This is a genomic window from Methyloceanibacter sp., from assembly GCF_041573655.1.
Classification (GTDB): domain Bacteria; phylum Pseudomonadota; class Alphaproteobacteria; order Rhizobiales; family Methyloligellaceae; genus Methyloceanibacter.
In genome coordinates, this window is the sequence record NZ_JBFFQD010000005.1 from 24,974 (window position 1) to 44,034 (window position 19,061).

At 62.5% G+C, this 19,061-nt stretch carries 20 protein-coding genes and 1 other RNA gene; 9 read left to right on the forward strand and 12 right to left on the reverse strand.

Annotated elements, in window-relative coordinates; all coding sequences use genetic code 11:
• Window positions 1-6 precede the first annotated feature (6 nt).
• The 6 genes from ABY454_RS02215 to ABY454_RS02240 form a co-directional block, all read right to left on the reverse strand.
• Entirely contained in the window at window positions 7-1,170 is a 1,164-nt protein-coding gene (locus ABY454_RS02215) for an ABC transporter permease (RefSeq protein ID WP_372928540.1), read from the reverse strand.
• Entirely contained in the window at window positions 1,170-2,288 is a 1,119-nt protein-coding gene (locus ABY454_RS02220; protein ID WP_372928541.1) for a microcin C ABC transporter permease YejB, read from the reverse strand. The genes ABY454_RS02215 and ABY454_RS02220 overlap by 1 nt, the downstream gene beginning before the upstream one ends.
• Window positions 2,289-2,453: 165 nt before the next feature.
• Window positions 2,454-3,719: a cation:proton antiporter gene (locus ABY454_RS02225; RefSeq protein WP_372928542.1), complete on the reverse strand. Its 1,266-nt coding sequence runs from the start codon at window positions 3,717-3,719 to the stop codon at window positions 2,454-2,456.
• Window positions 3,720-3,871: 152 nt separating this feature from the next.
• Window positions 3,872-5,833, reverse strand: a complete 1,962-nt coding sequence (locus ABY454_RS02230) for an extracellular solute-binding protein (RefSeq protein WP_372928543.1) — start codon at window positions 5,831-5,833, stop codon at window positions 3,872-3,874.
• A 5-nt stretch (window positions 5,834-5,838) separates the two neighbouring features.
• Window positions 5,839-7,710, reverse strand: coding sequence for an extracellular solute-binding protein (locus ABY454_RS02235; RefSeq protein WP_372928544.1), 1,872 nt, complete (start codon window positions 7,708-7,710; stop codon window positions 5,839-5,841).
• Window positions 7,711-7,889: 179 nt separating this feature from the next.
• Window positions 7,890-9,449: a cytochrome c family protein gene (locus ABY454_RS02240; RefSeq protein WP_372928545.1), complete on the reverse strand. Its 1,560-nt coding sequence runs from the start codon at window positions 9,447-9,449 to the stop codon at window positions 7,890-7,892.
• A 154-nt stretch (window positions 9,450-9,603) separates the two neighbouring features.
• On the opposite strand from ABY454_RS02240, the gene ABY454_RS02245 reads away from it, so the two are divergent.
• A complete protein-coding gene (locus tag ABY454_RS02245) occupies window positions 9,604-10,341 on the forward strand; it encodes a 3-deoxy-manno-octulosonate cytidylyltransferase (protein WP_372928546.1) in 738 nt (245 codons plus the stop codon).
• 38 nt (window positions 10,342-10,379) lie between these two features.
• A complete protein-coding gene (locus tag ABY454_RS02250; RefSeq protein ID WP_372928547.1) occupies window positions 10,380-11,237 on the forward strand; it encodes a prephenate dehydratase in 858 nt (285 codons plus the stop codon).
• An 8-nt stretch (window positions 11,238-11,245) separates the two neighbouring features.
• Here ABY454_RS02250 and ABY454_RS02255 read toward each other — a convergent pair whose 3' ends face one another.
• The 4 genes from ABY454_RS02255 to ABY454_RS02270 all read right to left on the reverse strand — a co-directional run bounded on the left by ABY454_RS02255 (window position 11,246) and on the right by ABY454_RS02270 (window position 12,667).
• Window positions 11,246-11,578 carry a PAS domain-containing protein gene (locus tag ABY454_RS02255; RefSeq protein WP_372928548.1) on the reverse strand — a complete coding sequence of 111 codons (333 nt, stop codon included), beginning with the start codon at window positions 11,576-11,578 and terminating at the stop codon, window positions 11,246-11,248.
• Between the two features lie 9 nt (window positions 11,579-11,587).
• Window positions 11,588-11,866, reverse strand: a complete 279-nt coding sequence (locus ABY454_RS02260; RefSeq protein WP_372928549.1) for a hypothetical protein — start codon at window positions 11,864-11,866, stop codon at window positions 11,588-11,590.
• Window positions 11,867-11,903: 37 nt separating this feature from the next.
• Complete coding sequence (locus ABY454_RS02265; RefSeq protein ID WP_372928550.1) at window positions 11,904-12,152, reverse strand: hypothetical protein; 249 nt, start codon at window positions 12,150-12,152, stop codon at window positions 11,904-11,906.
• Between the two features lie 62 nt (window positions 12,153-12,214).
• Complete coding sequence (locus ABY454_RS02270; protein ID WP_372928551.1) at window positions 12,215-12,667, reverse strand: CopD family protein; 453 nt, start codon at window positions 12,665-12,667, stop codon at window positions 12,215-12,217.
• A 61-nt stretch (window positions 12,668-12,728) separates the two neighbouring features.
• On the opposite strand from ABY454_RS02270, the gene ABY454_RS02275 reads away from it, so the two are divergent.
• The 7 genes from ABY454_RS02275 to ABY454_RS02305 all read left to right on the forward strand — a co-directional run bounded on the left by ABY454_RS02275 (window position 12,729) and on the right by ABY454_RS02305 (window position 17,421).
• Window positions 12,729-13,061, forward strand: coding sequence for a DUF6790 family protein (locus ABY454_RS02275; RefSeq protein WP_372928593.1), 333 nt, complete (start codon window positions 12,729-12,731; stop codon window positions 13,059-13,061).
• Between the two features lie 44 nt (window positions 13,062-13,105).
• Window positions 13,106-13,200, forward strand: an RNA gene (gene ffs / locus ABY454_RS02280) — signal recognition particle sRNA small type.
• 76 nt (window positions 13,201-13,276) lie between these two features.
• Window positions 13,277-15,043 (forward strand): DNA polymerase III subunit gamma/tau, encoded by a 1,767-nt coding sequence (locus ABY454_RS02285; RefSeq protein WP_372928552.1) that lies wholly within the window; start codon window positions 13,277-13,279, stop codon window positions 15,041-15,043.
• A 9-nt stretch (window positions 15,044-15,052) separates the two neighbouring features.
• Window positions 15,053-15,373 carry a YbaB/EbfC family nucleoid-associated protein gene (locus ABY454_RS02290; protein WP_372928553.1) on the forward strand — a complete coding sequence of 107 codons (321 nt, stop codon included), beginning with the start codon at window positions 15,053-15,055 and terminating at the stop codon, window positions 15,371-15,373.
• Between the two features lie 6 nt (window positions 15,374-15,379).
• Window positions 15,380-15,985 carry a recombination mediator RecR gene (recR, locus tag ABY454_RS02295; protein WP_372928554.1) on the forward strand — a complete coding sequence of 202 codons (606 nt, stop codon included), beginning with the start codon at window positions 15,380-15,382 and terminating at the stop codon, window positions 15,983-15,985.
• 11 nt (window positions 15,986-15,996) lie between these two features.
• Window positions 15,997-16,896 carry a sulfotransferase domain-containing protein gene (locus ABY454_RS02300; RefSeq protein ID WP_372928555.1) on the forward strand — a complete coding sequence of 300 codons (900 nt, stop codon included), beginning with the start codon at window positions 15,997-15,999 and terminating at the stop codon, window positions 16,894-16,896.
• A 15-nt stretch (window positions 16,897-16,911) separates the two neighbouring features.
• Window positions 16,912-17,421: a hypothetical protein gene (locus ABY454_RS02305; RefSeq protein ID WP_372928556.1), complete on the forward strand. Its 510-nt coding sequence runs from the start codon at window positions 16,912-16,914 to the stop codon at window positions 17,419-17,421.
• Between the two features lie 60 nt (window positions 17,422-17,481).
• Here ABY454_RS02305 and ABY454_RS02310 read toward each other — a convergent pair whose 3' ends face one another.
• The gene (locus ABY454_RS02310; RefSeq protein WP_372928557.1) at window positions 17,482-17,694 is read right to left on the reverse strand and encodes a hypothetical protein; all 213 of its coding nucleotides are present in this window, start codon (window positions 17,692-17,694) and stop codon (window positions 17,482-17,484) included.
• Complete coding sequence (locus ABY454_RS02315; protein WP_372928558.1) at window positions 17,691-18,986, reverse strand: AmpG family muropeptide MFS transporter; 1,296 nt, start codon at window positions 18,984-18,986, stop codon at window positions 17,691-17,693. The genes ABY454_RS02310 and ABY454_RS02315 overlap by 4 nt, the downstream gene beginning before the upstream one ends.
• Window positions 18,987-19,061 lie beyond the last annotated feature (75 nt).

Genomic DNA, 19,061 nt, shown 5'->3' on the forward strand with positions numbered 1-19,061 from the left:
CGCCCTTTAGGTCAGCGTCTTGCGCGGGTCGAGCGCGTCACGCACCGCCTCGCCGACGAAGATCAACAGGCTGAGCATGAGGGCGATGACAAAGAACGCGGTGAGGCCGAGCCACGGCGCCTGCAAATTATCTTTGCCTTGCGCGAGAAGCTCACCGAGCGACGGCGAGCCGGGCGGCAGGCCGAAGCCCAAAAAGTCGAGCGAGGTTAGTGTGGTGATGGACCCGTTCAAAATAAACGGCATGAAGGTCAGCGTTGCCACCATGGCGTTCGGCAACAGATGCTTGAAGATGATCCTGATGTTGGGCAGCCCCAATGCGCGCGCGGCGGTGACGTATTCGAAGTTCCGCGCGCGTAAGAACTCCGCGCGCACCACGCCCACCAGCGCCACCCAGGAGAACGCAAGCAGAATGCCGAGCAGGATCCAGAAGTTTGGCTCGATCACGGCTGCGACGATGATCAAGAGATAAAGCTGCGGCACGCTGGTCCAGATCTCGATGAAGCGCTGAAAAATAAGATCGGTCCAGCCGCCAAAATAGCCTTGGAAGGCGCCGGCCGCCACGCCAACGACCGAAGAGACCAGCGTAAGCACGAGCCCGAACAGCACCGAGATGCGGAAGCCGTAGATAATGCGTGCGACCACATCGCGGCCCTGGTCGTCCGTGCCGAGCCAGTTCCACTCCAGCGAGCTGTTGCACGGGTGGAAGCCGCGCTCCACGGCTGCCTCGCAATCCTTATCGGTTAGCAGCCATGTGGGCTTCACCGGGAAGGCCATGGGCGGGTTCTTGTTCTGGGTGTTGTAGGAGAAGCGGATCGGCGGCCACAGCATCCAGCCGCCTTTCTCGGTGATCAGCTCCTGCACCACGGGGTCGCGGTAGTCGGCCTCCGTCTCGAACACGCCGCCGAAATCCGTCTCCGGATAGGCCTGGAAGATCGGGAAGTATAATTCGCCCTCATACTCGACCAGGATCGGCTTGTCATTGGCGATGAACTCCGCGCACAGGCTGAGACCGAACAGCACAAGAAAGATCCACAACGACCAATAGCCGCGCCGGTTCGCCTTGAAGGTTTGCCAGCGGCGCTTGTTGAGCGGGGAGGCCCACGCGCGCGGCCGGGGAATGCCTTCCGCGGCGATCTCCTCTGTGACGGCGACATCTGTTGGTGCGTCCATCAGACCTCCCGCGTCTCGAAGTCGATGCGCGGATCGACCCAGGTATAGGTGAGGTCGGAGATGAGATTGATGAGGAGGCCGAGCAGCGAAAAGATATAGACCGTGGCGAACACGACCGGGTAGTCGCGGTTCACGATCGACTCGAAGCCGAGCAGCCCTAAGCCATCAAGCGTGAAGATCGTCTCGATCAGAAGTGAGCCTGCGAAGAACGCCCCGATAAACGCGCCGGGGAACCCGGCGATGACGATCAGCATGGCGTTGCGGAACACGTGGCCATAGAGCACTTGCCGCTCGTTCAGACCTTTGGCGCGCGCCGTGATGACATATTGCTTGCCGATCTCCTCCAGGAACGAGTTCTTGGTCAGGAAGGTCGTGGTGGCGAACGCTGCCAGCGCCATGGCGGTCAGCGGCAGCACGAGGTGCCAGAAATAGTCGAGGATCTTCTCGTACCAAGGCAGCGTCCAGAAATCCTCCGAGATGAGACCCCGCAACGGAAAGATCTGCAGGAACGAACCGCCGGCGAACAGCACGATCAAGAACACGGCAATAAGAAAGCCGGGAATGGCGTAGCCGATAACGATGACGCTCGAGGTCCATACGTCGAAGCGTGAGCCGTCCTTGACGGCCTTGCGGATGCCGAGTGGGATGGAGATGGAGTACGAGATCAACGTCATCCAGAGCCCGAGTGAGATCGAGACCGGCATGCGCTCGGCGATCAACTTCAAGACGCTCGTGTCGCGGAAATAGCTCTCGCCGAAATCGAAGCGCAAATAGTCCCAGATCATCTTGCCGAAGCGCTCATGCGCCGGCTTGTCGAAGCCGAACTGCTTCTCCAGGCTGGCGATGAACTCCGGGTCCAGGCCTTGCGCGCCGCGATATTTGGACGGTGCCGCCGCGACGTCGCCCGGCACGGCGCCCGGCTGCGCGCCGCTACCGGAAAAGTCGCCGCCGCCCCCGCTGAATTTAGCCGTGGCGCCGGGATCGGTGCCGGCCAGCTGGGCGATCAGCCGCTCCACGGGGCCGCCCGGCGCAAACTGCACGATGACGAACGTCACCAGCATGATGCCGAGCATCGTGGGAACGATCAGAAGAAGCCTGCGAAGGATATAGGCGGCCAATGTCGCTGGGTTTCCTGTCGCTAAACCTGACGGTCGCCGCCCCGCCGTGGCGGCCCGGGAACCTCATCGGAAGTCTGATGCTTACTGGATTCTGGGCGGCATGGAAACCCGATGGAAGGGTCTGGAGTCATTGCAATTTGGTAAGATTTAAGGCCTTCGCGCCCTTCAGGCTGTGGGCTGGGCCCGCCCGCGCAGCGGCATCTCGCTCACCGGCTCGGTTTCCTCAGACGGACCGGCGCACTCGATACAGTCCGCGTAGATGCGCGATAGCGGGGCCGCGGTGAGCCCGTGCAGAACGATACTGAGGGCGACTGTCAAGATCGTCGTCACCGCGATGTCCTCGCCTCCCGGGATCGCCACCTCTTCTAAGACGAAGAGGGCAAACAGGATCGAGGCAAGCCCGCGCGGTCCGAACCAACCCAGGAACAGGACGGTCGGGCTGCTCACCCCTGAGCCGGCAAGAGCGATGGCGATCGGGATCATCCTGATCACCGTAAGGCTGAGGACCGCATAGACCAGCATGACCAAATCGAACGACCCGAATGCCGAGGGCAGGATCGCCGCGCCGAAGATCAGGAAAGTCAGCAGCACGAGGAAGTTTCCCTCCGCTTCGGCGAACTCGAACAGAAAGCCGCAACGCCCGCGTACGAAATTGCCGAAGACCAGCCCACTGACGAAGGCGGCAATAAAACCGTTCCCGCCAATCAACTCCGCAGCCGAGTAGGCCAGAAAGGCTAGACCGAGGATTGCGGCACCTTCGTAGCTCGCCGTCGTCCATTCTTTTTTGGCGGCCAGGTCCAGAAGCCACGCGCCGGCCATGCCGACAACGACGCCCGCCAAGGGGCCGAAAATGATCTGCTTGGCGCCGAAGATGAGCCAATTGTGACCACTTTCCGTCTGCATGGGGCCGGCAAGGAAGGCGAAGATCAAGACGAAGGGGAGCGCTATGCCGTCGTTGAGGCCGCTCTCCACGTTCAACGTCTGGCGGATGCGCGCCGGGACAAACCGGCTGAGGACCACCGATTGTCCGAGGGCCGCGTCGGTCGGCGCGAGAATGGCCGCTAACAGCGCCGCTTCCCAAAGATTGAAGCCAAGCGGAAGGGCAAGAGCGGCAACCGTGCCGAAGATGATGATCAGCGGCATACCGATCACCAGCATGCGCAAGGGCAGATTGTGGTCCTTGCGCAAGAGGCTGAGATCGATCCGCGCGGCATCGGAGAACAGCACAAGGATCAGCGTGATCTCGGCAAGCCCATGGATGAAATGGTTCTCGAATGACAGATCGGCCCATCCGAGAACAGACTCGCCAACGACCAGGCCGAAGACCGCGAAGACTAGCGGCGGCGTGATGACGGTCGTTTCGAGCCGCTTTGCAAACAGCGCGTAGAGGATGATGCCCGCGGCAATCGCGGCAAAGCCAAGTGAATTCATGGATGATCGAGGTCCCCGAGCCCTAGAGATCCGGCAGACCCCGATCATCGCCGATGGAAGGCCTGGAAGCCAGCTTCCCCGATGCCGAGGTCGCCGATCTGTATGAATCCGGCCCCTGTATTTCGCAAGATCGAGCGCTTCGATCGTTTGGCTTAGCCGCGTGCTTTGCGCCGCCCGCGGAAGAACAGGGCAGCGGCGAGAACGGCGAGCGCCAGCCCGCCCAGGATCAGCCAGAGGCGCGAACTTTCTCCTTCCGTCCCATTGCCGTCTTGAGACGGCCGCGAATGCCCGTTGGTGGGCACCTCAGACGCCTTGGCCTCATCGAACCACCAGGTGTCGAGGAGACCGCGGTCGAATTTCGGTTTCGTCTCGGGGCGGCCGAACTTGTCCCAATAGGCGACCGTGTGTGAGCCTTTGTACCAATGGGGCACCCAGTAGTGCCCAGCGCGCAATGTCCGGTCGAGCGCGCGGGCCGCAATGGTCATGTCCTCGCGCGTCTTCGCGGTCACGACTTTCTCGATCAGCGCATCGACCGCCGGGTCCTTGACCCCGGCAAGATTGAGCGAGCCGTCGAGGTCCGCCGCCTGCGAGCCGAAATAGCTTCGCAGCTCGACGCCCGGCGTGTTGCGCATCACATAGCGCTGCGTGGTGATGTCGAAATCGAAATTCTTGAGGCGCTGCTGATATTGCGCGGGATCGACCCTGCGGATGCGCGAGTCGATACCGAGTAGTTTCAGATTCTTGACGTAGGGGGCGACAATCCGCTCGAAGGTCGGCTCGAATGTCAGGAATTCGACCGTGAGCTGTTCGCCCTTGTCGTTCACGCGCTTCTTGTTTTCGATGCGCCAGCCCGCGTCATCGAGCAAACCGCCCGCCTTGAGCAGAAGCCTGCGGTCCTGGCCGGAGCCATCGCTCTTTGGCGGTATCGCAGCAGAACGAAGCGCGGCCTCCGGCACCTCCACCTCCAAGCTTTCGAACAGCGTGTGCTCCTCTGCTGACGGCTCTCCTTCCGCCTTCATCGGCGAGTTCTCGAAATAGCTCTCCGTGCGGTCGTAGAGGCCATAGAACAAATTGCGGTTGGTCCACTCGAAGTCGAAGGCGAGTGCCAGCGCTTCACGCACGCGCGGGTCCTTGAACTTGTCACGCCGCGTGTTGATGAAGAAGCCTTGCGTGCCCGACGGCGTTTCGTCCGGCAGCGTCTCTTTCTTCACCCGCCCGTCGCGAACGGCCGGGAAGTCGTACTCCGTCGCCCACACTTTTGAGGTGAACTCTTCGCGGAAGTCATACGTGCCTGCCTTGAAGGCCTCCATGCCGGCGGTGCGGTCACGGAAATACTCGAAGCGGATCCTGTCGAAATTCCACCGCCCCGCATTCACCGGCAGGTCCTTGGCCCAGTAGTCGGGGTTGCGTTTGTAGGTGATGGTGCGCCCTTGGGCGAAGTCGTCGATCACATAAGGCCCGGAGCCGACGGGCGGCTCCATGGTCGTCTCATCGAATTTCCGTTTCGTGTAGTAGGCCTTGGAGAGCACCGGCAGGGCGGCGACGGTCAGCGGCAGGTCGCGCACCTGATTGCCCTTTAAGGTATAGCGCACGGTGTGCGGATCAACGGCCTCCACATTCTCCACGTCGCGCAGTGTCTGACGAAACAGAGGATGACCCTTGGTCTTTAAGGTTTCGAACGAGAACGCCACGTCGTCGGCGGTCAGCGGACTGCCGTCGGCGAAGCGCGCTTCAGGCCGCAAGTAGAACGTGACCGACATGCCGTCATCGGCGACCTCGGCACTTTCTGCGACGAGCCCGTAAACCGCGTCGGGCTCGTCCATCGCACGGGTCATGAGCGAATCGAACAACAGGTCCAGGCCCTGCGCCGCGTCGCCCTTGAGAATGTAGTTGTTCAGATTGTTGAACGTGGTCACGCCGCCCCAACCGATCAGAACGAGCATGCCGCCTTTCGGCGCCTCTGGATCGGCGTAGGCGAGGTGCTTGAAGTCTTGCGGTAGCGCGAGATCGCCGAAGGCCGAAAGGCCGTGGTTGCGTTGGGCTGCGGTGACGGCGCTGGTCCCGAGCGCCAGCGCGAGAGCGGCGACGATAAGAGAGGACTTGGCGTGCGCCATCGCCATCAGGACTTCGATGGCTCCGCGAGTTCCTCGGCCTTGGTCTTGTCGTACCACCACACCTGCAGGAAGCCCGGCGTCAGCCCGGGAAGTTTTTTAGGTTGGTCGTAACGGTTCCAATAGGCGATACGCACATTGGGCGAGAACCACTGCGGCACCACGAAGTCGTGCCACAACAGCACGCGGTCGAGTGCGCGCGTTGCCGCGACCAGCTCCGCCCGGTCCTTAGCGAAGATGACGCGGTCGATGAGCTTGTCGATAGCCGGGTCCTTGATGCCGATCAGGTTCCGGCTGCCGTCGCGGTCCGCGGCCTCCGAGCCCCAGAAATCGCGCTGCTCGTTTCCAGGCGAGTCCGATTGAGCAAAGTTACCGACGACGATGTCGTAGTCGTAGCCGTTGAGCCGGCGTGTGTACTGCGCGGAGTCCACGAGGCGAAGCGTGCTCTTAATGCCGAGCCGTTCGAGGTTGCGCATGTAGGGCTGCACGATCCGTTGGAACAGGGGCGACACCAGCAGAAATTCGATCGTCATCTTCTCGCCTGTCTCGGTGTTGACAAGGACGCCGTCCTTCACCTGCCAGCCGGCATCCTTCAGGAGCATCACCGCCTGGCGCAAATTTTTGCGCATGCTGTTGCGGTCCTCGTTCACCGGGTTCTTGTGAACCTTGGTGAAGACTTCCTCCGGGACTTCGCCTTTCACCTCTTCGAGGATCTCCAGTTCCCGGCCGGCCGGGAGTTCGGAAGGCGCCGCGAGTTCGGAGTTTTGGAAGTAACTGCCGACGCGCTCGTACTGGTCGTAAAAGAGGTTCTTGTTGGCCCACTCGAAATCGAAGGCGAGGTTCAGCGCCTGCCGCACGCGCCGGTCCTGGAATTGCGGCCGGCGCAAATTCATCACGAAGGCCTGCATTGGCATCGTGCGCTTGATCTTGACCTCTTCGCGCTTGACCTCTCCGTCGCGAAGCGCGGGAAAGTCGTAGGCCGTCGCCCAGTTCTTGGCGCTCGACTCCGTCCAGTAGTCGAGATTGCCGGCCTTGAAGCTTTCAAACGCGACCGTCTGATCGCGATAGGACTCAAAGCGCACCTCGTCGTAGTTCCACTGCCCTTTGTTCACGGGCAGGTCCTTGCCCCAATAGTCGTCCACGCGTTCGTACGAAATGGAGCGTCCCGGACTCACGGTCCCGATGCGGTAAGGGCCTGAGCCGAGCGGCGGCTCCATCGTCGTCTTCATCGGATCGCGCGCTGCGCCGCTTCCATCTTTGCCCGTCCACCAGTGCTTCGGCAGGATGGTGAGCTGCCCCATGATCATCGGCAGCTCGCGGTTGCCTTTGGTGTCGAAGTAGAACGTCACCTCGTTGTCGCCGGTCTTCTCCGCGCGGGACACGTTCTTGTAGTAGAGGCCCATCCGCGGATTGGCGGTCTTGTTGATCTCCAGGCTGTAGATGACGTCGTCCGGCGTGATCGGCTCTCCGTCGTGCCAGCGCGCGTCATCGCGCAGCTTGAAGGTCACCGAAGAGTAGTCTTCAGGGTAGCTCGCCCATTCGGCGATGAGCCCGTAGGAGGTCGACGGCTCGTCGATGCTGTCATGCATCAGGCTCTCGTAAACGAGCTGCAATCCAGCTGCTTTCTCGCCGCGATAAAGCACTGGGTTCAAGCTGTCGAAGCCCCCGATCGAGGGCAAGCGCACCGTGCCGCCTTTGGGGGCGTCGGGATTCACAAAGTCGAAATGCGTGAAGCCGGCCTTGTACTTCGGCTCGCCGATCAAGGACAGCGCGTGATGTTTTGCGCTCTCTTCGGCGGTGGCCGAGCTGAGCACAAGAGCGGTGAGGAGGGCGGCAAAGGTTAGGCGTCGTACGATCATGGGCGCAGAAGAAAGCTTCATGTTTGAGGGATTGGCCCCCAAGAACGCGCGGGCGCGAAGAAGGACCAAAGGCGCGAAAAACTCGGCAAAAGCTAGCATGGCGGGCGGTGCGACCAAATGAATTATCGGTCATGTCGAAGCGCCCAAAGAAAAAGGGCCCCTTCAATAGAGGCCCTTTCTCAAATCCAGTTTGCTTTGGTCTAGAGCCCGTCCGGCGCTCCGTCGGGATAAACCGGCTGCGGCTGGTTCGACGGACCATCGCCCCCGGCCGGCGCCATGGAGGCGCTGCCCGGTTCGCCATCCGGGTAGACGGGCTGCGGCTGCGACGACATCCCGTCATCACTGGCCGGAGCCATCGAGTGGCTGCTGGCGCTATCGTCGGGAACGACCGGCTGCGGCTGGTTCGGCGACGGTGCCTCGCCCATATGCGGCTCGGACGGTGCGTCTGGAGAGACCGTCGGCGGTGCCGACATGACTTCGCTGGCCTCTTCCATGGCGGCATCGCCATCGCTGGCCGCCGCATCGTCCCCGCTATCTTCCGGAACGACCGGTTGCGGCTGGTTCGGCGAAGGCGCCTCGCCCTTATGCGGCTCGGAGGGTGCGTCCTCAGAGACCGTCGGCGGGTTGATGATGATCTCTTCCCGGCCTTTTTCCATCACCTCGTCGGCCGCAGGCTCGTCCGTGACGGACGGCTCCTCGGGCTCTGCCGCGAACGGGGGCTCCTCTTCCGCGGCAGGTTCCTCGGCGGGCTTCGCCTCGTCTTCGGCAGGTTTGGCCTCCTCGGCAGGCGCAGCCGGCTCAGCCTCGCCCGACGGAACTGGTGGCGGATTGTCCGTATGGCTCATCAGGAAGGCGATGATGTCGGCGCGCTTCTTGGCGTCCGGGACGCCGGGGAAAGCCATGGTGGTGCCGGCGGCAAACTCTTGCGGATTCTTCAGCCACGCATCGAGCGCTTCGTAGGTCCACTTACCGCCATGGCCCTTCAAGGCCGCGGAGTAGTTGAAGCCCTCGACGTGAGCGACGTCCGCGCCGACGACGTTGTGCAGGTTCGGGCCGACCATGGCCGCCCCGCCCTTTTCGAAGGTGTGGCACACTTTGCAGAGTGCCGCGGCTTGCTCGCCCTTGGCGGCGTCCGCCGTGGCGAGCAGCGCGAAGACCTCCGGCTTGGCCGGTGCCGCGTCCTCCGCCGCGCCTTCGTCAGCGGCCTCGGGGGCCGCCTTAGGCTCGGGGATCGGCAGCGGGTCGTCGCTATTCTTGTTCAGATAGGCGACGATGTTCGCACGCTTCGCAAGGTCAGGGATGCCGGGAAAGGCCATCGTCGTGCCGGCCGCGAAGGCTTGCGGGTTCGTCAGCCATTGATCCATATTCTCGAAGGTCCAGTCGCCACCATGGCCCTTGAGGGCCGGCGAATAGTTGACGCCCTCGTGGCTCGCGATCTTCATGCCGACGATGCCATAGAGGTTCGGGCCGATCATCGTCGGGCCGCCCTTCTCGAAGCTGTGGCAAACCTTGCAGAGGCCGACATCCTGTTCACCCTTGGCGGGATCGGCCTTGTTGAGGGCCGCGATGAAGGCCGCGCCTTCGTCAGCTGGCTCCTTCTTTTTTTCGCCGTCCGAATCCTTGGTGCCAGCCACCTCATAGCCGGGCTTCTCAGGCGGATGCTCCTGATAAACAATATCGATGAGAGTTCGTGTGCCGAAAAACAGCAGCAGTGCAACAAGCACCGCCATGGCAATTCTATTGAGGTAGTAATACTTCATGGTCGATGTCCCCCCGGCAGGCAAAGTCCACTTCTTCGTGGCTCTTGCGACGCGGGCCGAGACTATAAGGGGTCGCCAGCTGTTGCAACTCAGAGAATTGCCGCACACTCAACCTGTGGTGTGGAACTCTTCCCAAACCAACTAGCGGAAAATCATGGCAAAATCCCTCATCGTCATCCCCGCGCGCCTCGCCGCGACCCGCTTGCCGGACAAGCCAATGGCCGAGATCGCCGGAGAGGCCATGATTGTGCATGTGTGGCGGCGGGCCATCGAGGCAAATTGCGGCCCGGTCCTGGTCGCAACGGATGCCGATTCGGTGTTCGATGCGGTGGCCAAGGCCGGCGGCGAAGCGGTGATGACGCGGCCCGACCACGCCTCCGGTTCCGACCGAATTCATGAGGCCCTCCAGCAGGTCGATCCCGACCGGCGGGTCGATACCATCGTCAACCTGCAAGGGGATTTGCCAACGCTCGATCCCGGCCTCGTGCACACTTGCGTCGCGGCGCTGGAGGAGGGCAACGCCGATATCGGGACCATCGCGGCGGAGATCGTGCGCGACGAAGAGCGCACCAATCCGAACGTGGTGAAGGTCGTGGGCTCGCCGCTTCCGCGCGGGGGCATCTTGAATGCGCTCTATTTCACCCGCGCCACGGCGCCGCACGGCAACGGCCCGCTCTACCATCACATCGGCATATACGCCTATCGGCGCGCGGCGCTCGAGCGTTTCGTTGCGCTGCCGCCTTCGCCGCTGGAGACCCGGGAGAAGCTGGAGCAGCTCCGTGCGCTGGAAGCGGGCTTACGGATTCATGTCGGGCTCGTTGACACGGTTCCGCTCGGTGTCGATACTCCGGCCGACCTTGCGCGGGCGCGTGAAATTCTAACATCCGCCTGAAGTCCCAACGTTTTTCAAAGCATTTCCAAGCAAGACCTATGGCCAGAAAGCGCTTGAATAGAATCGCCTTCCAGGGCGAGCCTGGCGCCAATTCGCATTTGGCCGCGCGCGACGCCTATCCGAACATGGAGGCGATGGCTTGCGCGACCTTCGAGGACGCGCTGGCCGCCGTGAAGACCGGCAAGGCGAGGTTCGCCATGATCCCCATCGAGAATTCGGTGGCGGGGCGGGTTGCCGATATTCATCATCTTCTGCCGCACTCGGGCCTCTACATCGTCGCCGAGCACTTCGAGCCCATCCGCCATCAATTGCTGGCGCTTCCGCGCGCCAAGCTGACCGGTCTCAAGACCGTGCACAGTCACATCATGGCTCTAGGCCAGTGCCGGAAGGCCATTGCCGCGCTCAAGCTGAAGCCAGTCACCGAGGCCGACACGGCAGGGGCGGCGCGTCATGTGCGCGAGGCGGGCGATCCGACGCAAGGTGCTATCGCCTCGAAGCTTGCTGCTGAAATCTACGGGCTTCGCATCGCTAAGAAGAACATCGAGGACGCCGCCCACAACACGACGCGCTTCGTCGTGCTGGCGGCCAAGCCCGTCAGGCCCAAGGCGTCCGACGGTCCGGTGCTCACCACATTCGTGTTCCGGGTGCGCAACGTGCCGGCCGCGCTCTACAAGGCGATGGGCGGTTTCGCCACCAACGGCGTGAATATGACGAAGCTGGAATCCTACCAGCTCGAAGGCTCGTTCAACGCGACCATGTTCTATGCCGACATCGAGGGTCATCCGAGCGAGCGTCCCGTCAAGCTCGCCATGGAGGAGCTCGGTTTCTTCACCAGCCAAGTGACCGTGCTCGGCACCTATCCGGCGAGCCCCTTCCGCGCCAAGCTTAAGGCCTGAGCTGCGGGCTATTCGATCACGAACGAGACACCCATGACGCATCTCGTGCCGTCTAGCTCTCCCAAGAACTTGCATACGCTCAGGGTTGTCCGGCCCTTCCCGGACTTGCCGACATACTCGCGTCGGAAAATGGGCTCACGAGTGCGCAAGACTTCTTTGTCGTCGGTTCTCAGCCGGTCGGCGTTTGCTGACCATGGGAGTTCGTAATCGGTCTTGCCGGCGACGTCCTCCTTGGCAAACGTGTTGATGGATCGGTTGCCCCAAACGTAGCGGCCTTCCTCATCCTTGGCCCAGAAGAAGAAGGGCATGGCATTGAAGACTTCGAGTTGGCTGCTCTGCATGGTCGTGTCCTAGTCCTGCGCCAGGCCGCGCTTCAGGTCCTCGAGGGTCAGCGCGGGCGTCGTGTCGATGGAGGCGTTGAGAGCGGCAAACATTGGCTCATTCAATTTCGCCATCTGCGCTTGGTCGGTCTCCTCAAAAAAGATAAAGCCGGCGCGTTTGCCGTTGATCGTCGCGAAATAGGCCGCCTCGGCGTTGGTGGCTTTGACCAGCGCCTCGATCGCCTCGCCGATCGTGTGGTCGGCGAAGGCCTGGTTGCCGCGCTCGACAGGAATCGTAAATCGCATCATCAGCCGCATGGAAACTCCCTTGGCTGGAAATTCGCCGTCACGACTTGCGCATTTTCTTGGCGATTCGCTCCGCGGTCGCGACGTCCGCTTGCGGAATGATCGGCTTGTTGTTCCAGCCCGGCCGCGATGAGGTGGACGTGTACTCGCCGGGCTCGCACTTCGTCACCGGATGAGCGGCGATCTCTGCTGCAAGCCGGGCCTCTTCTTCCTCGCGCGTTTCGCCTGTCAATACACGCTTAGCGGGCCTGCGTGAGAACTGAGGCTTCGTCTTTTTGTCTGTGCTCATTGTTTGTCTCCGATTGGAATGCGAGGAATCCACTGCACTGATGTGGTCAAACTGGGGTGCCTTTACCAGAAGCGGCCGCCCGCACCCACAATTATTGTGATCAGGCCGAGCGTGAGGTTGGCCGCGACGATGTAACGAATTTGAGCCAAATATTTAGCCGCCTGCGAAAATTCGCTTGCATCCACAGCGGCGCTGAATCGTCGCCACGGTGCAAAGAACAGATGCGCGAACAGCATCATCATTACGATGCCAATGCCTTGCATGATATGGACGGACGGTCGCACGCCCGCGAAGCCGCCGAGATAAAGAAAGATCATTCCATAGCCGGACGCTAGCAGCACCGTGATGCACGCCCACACCCAGGGGAAGAAGCGGCCAAGGACGCCGCGCCAGAGCCCAAGCCGCGTCTCGGGCGGAAGCGCGCCCGCGCTGGGACGTAAGGCCATATAGGCGAAGAACATGCCGCCGACCCAAACTACGGCGGCGAGGATGTGGAGTGCGATGAGGAGGGCCACCGCGCGAAGCTAGCACACCATTGAGCATGACAGAGATAGGAGAGGCTCCCGAATCGGCTTAATCTCTCACGTCTTTGTCCCCGACGAAACGGCGAAGATAATCGGCTGGCCTGTGAGCCCATTCCAGTTCGAGGTCGGCGTCCATGATGGCGCCTGGGGGGTGCTGAGCTTCCGCTGCATCTGGATCGGCGGCACGTTCTGGCTGGCCGCCGGGCTTGGCTGGGCACTCTTCCTGCTCGGCGCGACCTATGGGCATATCGACCAGACCCTGAAGACCGACGACTACGCGCCCTACAACTTCCTGATGATCTTTTCCGACGGGTTCATTGGGATTTGGCTCCTCGTCCTGCTCTTCCTCTATTGGCGCTGCGGCGGATTCGAACGGAAGTCGTGACCGGGTTGCCAGGAGGGCCTCATTCCCCGATATACTGGGCCAGGGAGGTTGGCAGCAGGCGCGTGCCTCGCCAACCGGGTCAGGTCCGGAAGGAAGCAGCCCCAACGAGCGTTTCGCGGGTTGTTCGTCCAGCCTCCCACCTTGCCTCCATCGTGTCGTACAGGTGGCGGGACTGCCCCGATGTCTGAAGCCGTGGCGTGAGTGCTGGACCCTCGATGGCTGAAGCCCAAGATCAACCGAAGAACGCACCGGCGAGCCACGCGGCGCTGGCGCGGAAATACCGTCCGCAGGTCTTCGCCGAACTGATCGGTCAAGAGGCGGTGGTGCGGACGCTGCGCAACGCATTTGCCACCGGCCGCATCGCTCAGGCCTACATGCTCACCGGCGTGCGCGGGGTCGGCAAGACCACGACCGCGCGGCTCATCGCCCGGGCGCTGAACTATGAAGGGCCGAACGGGGAAGGCGCCACGCTCGACATCACCGAAGAGGGCGCGCATTGCCGCGCCATCTTGGAGAGCCGCCATCTCGACGTCGTGGAAATGGACGCCGCATCCCATACGGGCATCGACGATGTGCGCGATCTCATCGACAGCGCGCACTACAAGCCGAACACGGCCCGGTACAAGGTCTACATCATCGACGAGGTGCACATGCTGTCGAAGCAGGCCTTCAACGGTCTGCTTAAGACGCTGGAAGAGCCACCCGAACACGTGAAGTTCATCTTCGCCACCACCGAGGTACGCAAAGTCCCCGTCACGGTCCTGTCCCGTTGTCAGCGCTTCGATCTGAGGCGCATCGAGATCGAGGCGTTGATTGCGCATCTGGGTGGCATTGCCAAAGCCGAAGGGGTGAAGGCCGAGCCGGCGGCGCTGGCGCTTATTGCGCGCGCAAGCGAGGGCTCCGTGCGCGATGCCCTGTCCATCCTCGACCGCGCCATAGCCTTCAGCGATGGCACGATCAACGCGGAAAGCTTACGCGAGCTGCTCGGGCTCGCCGACCGGAGCCGCATTTTCGATCTCTTGGAGATCGTGCTGAAAGGCGACGCGGGCGGTGCGCTGGTCGCTCTCGATGCGCTCAATCGCGACGGCGCTGAGCCGGGTCAGGTGGTTACAGACTTGGCGGACGCGGTCCACGCCGTCACCGTCGTGAAGGCGGCCGGGGCTCGAAGCGCAGATCCGGCCATCAGCGAGGCGGAGCGCGCACGCGTCGAGGACCTCGCGGGGCGCCTCACCATGCCGGTGCTCGCCCGCGCCTGGCAGATGCTGCTGAAAGGACATGACGAGGTGCGCAACGCGCCGCGCCCGCTGGCCGCGGCGGACATGGTCCTGGTGCGGCTTGCCTATGCCGCCGACCTGCCGCCCCCCGGCGAACTCGCCCGCCAGCTGAAGGAGGGTGGAGGCGCGAAAGAAAACGGCGCAGGGCGTTCCCAACCGCCTGCCCGATCGGAGTCCAGCCCCGCCACTGCACAAGCGCCCGCCGCTTCTGAGGATCCGCCGCCAAGGGAGAGCGAAAACCCGGCACCAGAGCCCGAGGCTGAGCCTGAACCTGAGGCGCCGAACTTGCAGAGCTTCGAGGATGTCGTGGCGCTGGCGGACGCAAAGCGCGACCTCAAGCTTAAGAACGCGCTGCTGGAACACGTGCGGCTGGTCCATTTCAAGCCGGGCCAAATCGAGCTCAATCCGTTGCCGACCGCCAAACCCGATCTGCTGCAGGAACTGATGCGCAAGCTGAAGGGTTGGACCGGACGCGTCTGGATCGTGTCGACGAGCGAACAGGATGGCTCGGAGCCTTTGGGTGCGCAGCGCCGCGACCAGGAGGCCCGCGAGATCGAGCAGCTTCAGGCTCACCCGGCGGTGCAAGAGGTCTTGCAGCATTTCCCGGACGCGCGCATTGCCGAGGTGCGGTCGACCGCGCAAGGCACAGACGACGAAGAGAACGGGGAAGCGCCCGAGGACGAATTCAAAAACGACGGGACGAACTAGGACCACGAGATGAAGAATTTCACGCAGATGATGAAGCAGGCGCAGGAGCTGCAAGGCCGCATGACGGAGATGCAGGCCGAGATGGAGCACATGACCTGCGAGGGGCGTGCCGGCGGCGGCCTGGTGGTGGTGACCCTCAACGGCAAGGGCGAGATGGCGGGCGTCAAGATCGACGCCTCCCTGCTCAAGCCGGAGGAGGGCGAGATCCTGGAGGACCTCATTGCGGCCGCGCATGCCGACGCCAAGACCAAGGTCGAAGAGGCCATGAAGGATAAGATGGCGTCCCTGACTGGCGGTCTTCCCCTGCCGCCCGGCCTCAAGCTCTTCTGACGGCCGATGGCGCGCGCGGCAGCTGGCCCCGAGATCGAACGGCTGATTCAGCTCCTGGCGCGGTTGCCGGGGCTTGGACCTCGCTCGGCACGGCGCGCGGCGCTGCATCTCGTCAAGAAGAAGGAGCAGCTGCTGGACCCGCTGGCGGCATCGCTCGCCGAGACGCGCGATACCATCCTCACTTGCGAGACCTGTGGGAACATCGACACGCAAAGCCCTTGCACGCTCTGCCGCGACCAGACGCGCGACCGGTCGATGATCTGCGTCGTGGAGGAAGTCGGCGACCTGTGGGCGCTGGAGCGCGCCGCGGTGATCAACGGGCTCTACCACGTGCTCGGCGGCACGCTGTCGCCGCTTGACGGCGTTGGCCCGGACGACCTCACCATCCCGATGCTGATCGAGCGCGCGCGCTCAGGCGAGGTCAAAGAGGTGCTGCTCGCGCTCAACGCCACGGTCGAGGGCCAGTCAACGGCGCACTACCTCACCGACCAACTGGCGGGCTGCAACGTGTCCGTGTCGCGGCTTGCCTATGGTGTGCCGATAGGCGGCGAGCTCGACTATCTCGATGAAGGTACGCTCGCCGCGGCCGTCAAAGCCCGCAAGGCGATGTAGCGCGCTGCGTCATGAGTGACACGCAATATCCCTGGCCGAAGAAGACTCGCGAGCTGCACAACCACCATTTCGACTCCACGGTGTGGAACGAATTTCAGTTCCGCGACGACGACATCGTCATCGCCACCTACGCCAAGTCGGGCACCACTTGGGTGCAGCAAATCGTCGGGCAGCTCATCTTCAACGGCGATGAGGACATCGAGGTCGGCACCATGTCGCCTTGGATCGATCTGCGGGTGCCGCCGAAGGAGGCGAAGCTGCAGGACATCGAGACGCAAGACCATCGCCGCTTCGTCAAGACCCACCTGCCGGTAGATGCGCTCGTGTTCTCACCGCAAGCCAAATACATCTATATCGGCCGCGATGGGCGCGACGTGGTGTGGAGCCTCTACAATCATCACGTCAACGCCAAGGAGAGCTGGTACCAGTCGCTCAATGATACGCCAGGTCTGGTGGGGCCGCCGATCCCGCGGCCGCCCAACGACATCCGCCAATATTTCAACGAATGGCTCGAGGGCGACGGCTATCCCTTCTGGCCCTTCTTCGAGAGCATCGCGAGCTGGTGGGACATTCGCGACCTGCCGAACGTGATGCTGCTCCATTTTGCTGAGTTGAAGCGCAATCCCCCCAGCGCCATTCGGCGCATTGCGGCCTTCCTCAACGTGCCCATCGACGAGGCCGTCTTCCCTGTTATCGTCGAGCACTGCTCATTCGAGTACATGAAGCAGAACGCGGCGAAGTCGGCACCGATGGGCGGCCGCGCCTGGGTTGGCGGTGCCGAGACTTTCATCCATAAGGGCACGAATGGTCGCTGGCGTGACGTGCTGACGCCAGAAGAGATTGGCCGTTACGACAAGATCGCTCGCCGCGAGCTGGGTGAGCCCTGCGCCGCCTGGCTAGCGCAGAACTAGGCAGCCGAACTCGCCATGCGCAAACGGATCATTGTTGTTTCCGACAGGATGCAGAAGGGCTATCGCTATGAGTTGAGCGCCCGGGTTGGCCGCAATTTCGATCCGGAATTCACGCCCGACTTGACGCCGCGTGAGATGTTGCGGCTCGGCGTATTTTGCGGCAAGTACATGACCGACTCCCGCAAGGAATTTCCCAAGAGCTGGTTTGCCGGCGCCAAAATTGCCCCAGAGGGCCGCGACTGTTCGCTCAACTTTTTTGGCGTCGACGCCAGTCAGCCGCTGTCCGTATGGCGCGAGAAGGGGTGGATTCATCCCGACGATCCGCGCGGCTGGTTCCAATGGTATTGCCGCTACTATTTGGGCCGCCGGATGCCGTATGAAGACCAGCGGCAAATCAAACGCTGGAAAGCGATGCGCCGGCACGTGCGGCAGATTGAGAGGAACTGTGAGCCGGGCGATCCGTTCTGCCGCCCGAGGCAGCGGCAGGCTCTCCTGCATTGGGCTTATGACAGCCGCAAGATCTGAGTCGTTCTCGAACGTGATCCTTGCGCCGCCTGGCTGGCGCAGAAATGAAGCTTACCCCGCTTAAGGCGTGGGTGTGTCGCCTTCGTAGTCGCGGATGATGCGCTCAGCCTCGGCGCCGATTTTCTCCCAGCAGACTTCCGGCAGATCGGCATTCGTCAGCAACTCTTGATTGACGTCCGCTTCAAGCTCGCCGCCGATCCAAACGCCGGCGAGAAGGCCGACCGTTGCGGCGGCGAACAATCCGACGATCCACAAGAGCGTAGCGCCGCTCACGAAGCCTCATCCTCTTTGTCGTCCTTCCCCCGCCAAGGCGCCACTATGAACAGCATCAGCATGCCGGGAATCGCCAGGAGGGAGCAGATGATGAAGAACTGCGTCCAGCCCACGGACTCTACGATGAAGCCCGTCGTGGAGTTCGCCACCGTGCGCGGCACGGCGATGAGGCTTGAGAACAGAGCAAACTGCGTAGCGGTAAAAGCCTTGCTGGTTTCCCGCGCCATGAAGGCGGTCAGGGCAACCGTGCCAAGCCCGACGGCGAGATACTCACCTGAGACGACGACGAACAGCCCGGCAAGCGTATGCCCCGCCTGGCTCAGCCAGATAAAGGGAACGATGGTGAGGAGCTGCACGAGCCCGAAGATCCACAAAGCCTTGTTGATGCTCAGCTTGAGCATGGCAGCGCCGCCGATCGTCGCGCCAGCAAGCACGGCCCATAGGCCGGCGAACTTGGCCACGCTGCCGATCTCGGTCTTGCTGTACCCCATGTCCAGGTAGAAGGGCGTGGCCAGCGCCGTCGCCATGTTGTCTCCGAGCTTATAGAGAAACAGGAAGATGAGGATGGCGAGGCCGGCTTTGATGCCATCGCGGCTGAAGAACTCGACGAACGGATCGATCACCGCCTCGCGCAGCGTGTGCGGCGCCAGCTGGTCGTCGCTCACTTCTTTGACGAGCAGCGTGGTCACAATGCCGATCAGCATGAAGGCGCCGGTAATCCAAAATACGGTCGACCAGGGCAGGTGGTCGGCCAGGATCAAGGCGAGTGAGCCCGGCACCAGGCCCGACAAGCGGTAGGCGTTGATCCAGAACGACGTGCCGGTTCCCAGCTCGTCGTCGGCCAGCAACTCGCGCCGATAGGCGTCGATGACGATGTCTTGGCTGGCGCTGAACAGGGCGACGGCGAACACGATCCACACGATCGTTTGGATCGAGGTCGATGGATTGAAATGGCCAAGCAAGCCGATCGACAACAGCAGGAGCACTTGGGTCAGCAGCGCCCACCCACGCCGGCGTCCCAAGAACGGCAGCTTGAAGCGGTCCATGATTGGGGACCACAGGAACTTCCACGTATAAGGCAGCCCGACCAGGGCAAACAGGCCGATCGTGGCAAGGTCGACTCCGTTGTCGCGGAGCCAGGCCGGCACCAGCGACACCAGGACAAACAGCGGCATGCCCGAGCTGAAGCCCAAGAAGATGCAGGCCAGCATCTTCTTGGTGAAGAGGATCTGGGTCCAATGACGCCGCTCAGGCGCGGCCGGTGTTTCGGTGGTTCCCCCCGTAGCCGTCATGGGCCCCTCTTATCAGCCGCTCGGGGCCCCGTCATGGTCCGCCAAGCGCCTCTCCCGGAAAAAGAGCCTGTCCCG

Excerpts from the sequence above, each read along its gene's own strand:
- ABY454_RS02215 (WP_372928540.1), bottom strand. The coding sequence starts at position 1,170 with ATGGACGCACCAACAGATGTCGCCGTCACAGAGGAGATCGCCGCGGAA.
- ABY454_RS02225 (WP_372928542.1), bottom strand. The coding sequence starts at position 3,719 with ATGAATTCACTTGGCTTTGCCGCGATTGCCGCGGGCATCATCCTCTAC.
- ABY454_RS02230 (WP_372928543.1), bottom strand. The coding sequence starts at position 5,833 with ATGGCGCACGCCAAGTCCTCTCTTATCGTCGCCGCTCTCGCGCTGGCG.
- ABY454_RS02235 (WP_372928544.1), bottom strand. The coding sequence starts at position 7,710 with ATGAAGCTTTCTTCTGCGCCCATGATCGTACGACGCCTAACCTTTGCC.
- ABY454_RS02240 (WP_372928545.1), bottom strand. The coding sequence starts at position 9,449 with ATGAAGTATTACTACCTCAATAGAATTGCCATGGCGGTGCTTGTTGCA.
- ABY454_RS02245 (WP_372928546.1), top strand. The coding sequence starts at position 9,604 with ATGGCAAAATCCCTCATCGTCATCCCCGCGCGCCTCGCCGCGACCCGC.
- ABY454_RS02250 (WP_372928547.1), top strand. The coding sequence starts at position 10,380 with ATGGCCAGAAAGCGCTTGAATAGAATCGCCTTCCAGGGCGAGCCTGGC.
- ABY454_RS02255 (WP_372928548.1), bottom strand. The coding sequence starts at position 11,578 with ATGCAGAGCAGCCAACTCGAAGTCTTCAATGCCATGCCCTTCTTCTTC.
- ABY454_RS02260 (WP_372928549.1), bottom strand. The coding sequence starts at position 11,866 with ATGATGCGATTTACGATTCCTGTCGAGCGCGGCAACCAGGCCTTCGCC.
- ABY454_RS02265 (WP_372928550.1), bottom strand. The coding sequence starts at position 12,152 with ATGAGCACAGACAAAAAGACGAAGCCTCAGTTCTCACGCAGGCCCGCT.
- ABY454_RS02285 (WP_372928552.1), top strand. The coding sequence starts at position 13,277 with ATGGCTGAAGCCCAAGATCAACCGAAGAACGCACCGGCGAGCCACGCG.
- ABY454_RS02290 (WP_372928553.1), top strand. The coding sequence starts at position 15,053 with ATGAAGAATTTCACGCAGATGATGAAGCAGGCGCAGGAGCTGCAAGGC.
- recR (WP_372928554.1), top strand. The coding sequence starts at position 15,380 with ATGGCGCGCGCGGCAGCTGGCCCCGAGATCGAACGGCTGATTCAGCTC.
- ABY454_RS02300 (WP_372928555.1), top strand. The coding sequence starts at position 15,997 with ATGAGTGACACGCAATATCCCTGGCCGAAGAAGACTCGCGAGCTGCAC.
- ABY454_RS02305 (WP_372928556.1), top strand. The coding sequence starts at position 16,912 with ATGCGCAAACGGATCATTGTTGTTTCCGACAGGATGCAGAAGGGCTAT.
- ABY454_RS02315 (WP_372928558.1), bottom strand. The coding sequence starts at position 18,986 with ATGACGGCTACGGGGGGAACCACCGAAACACCGGCCGCGCCTGAGCGG.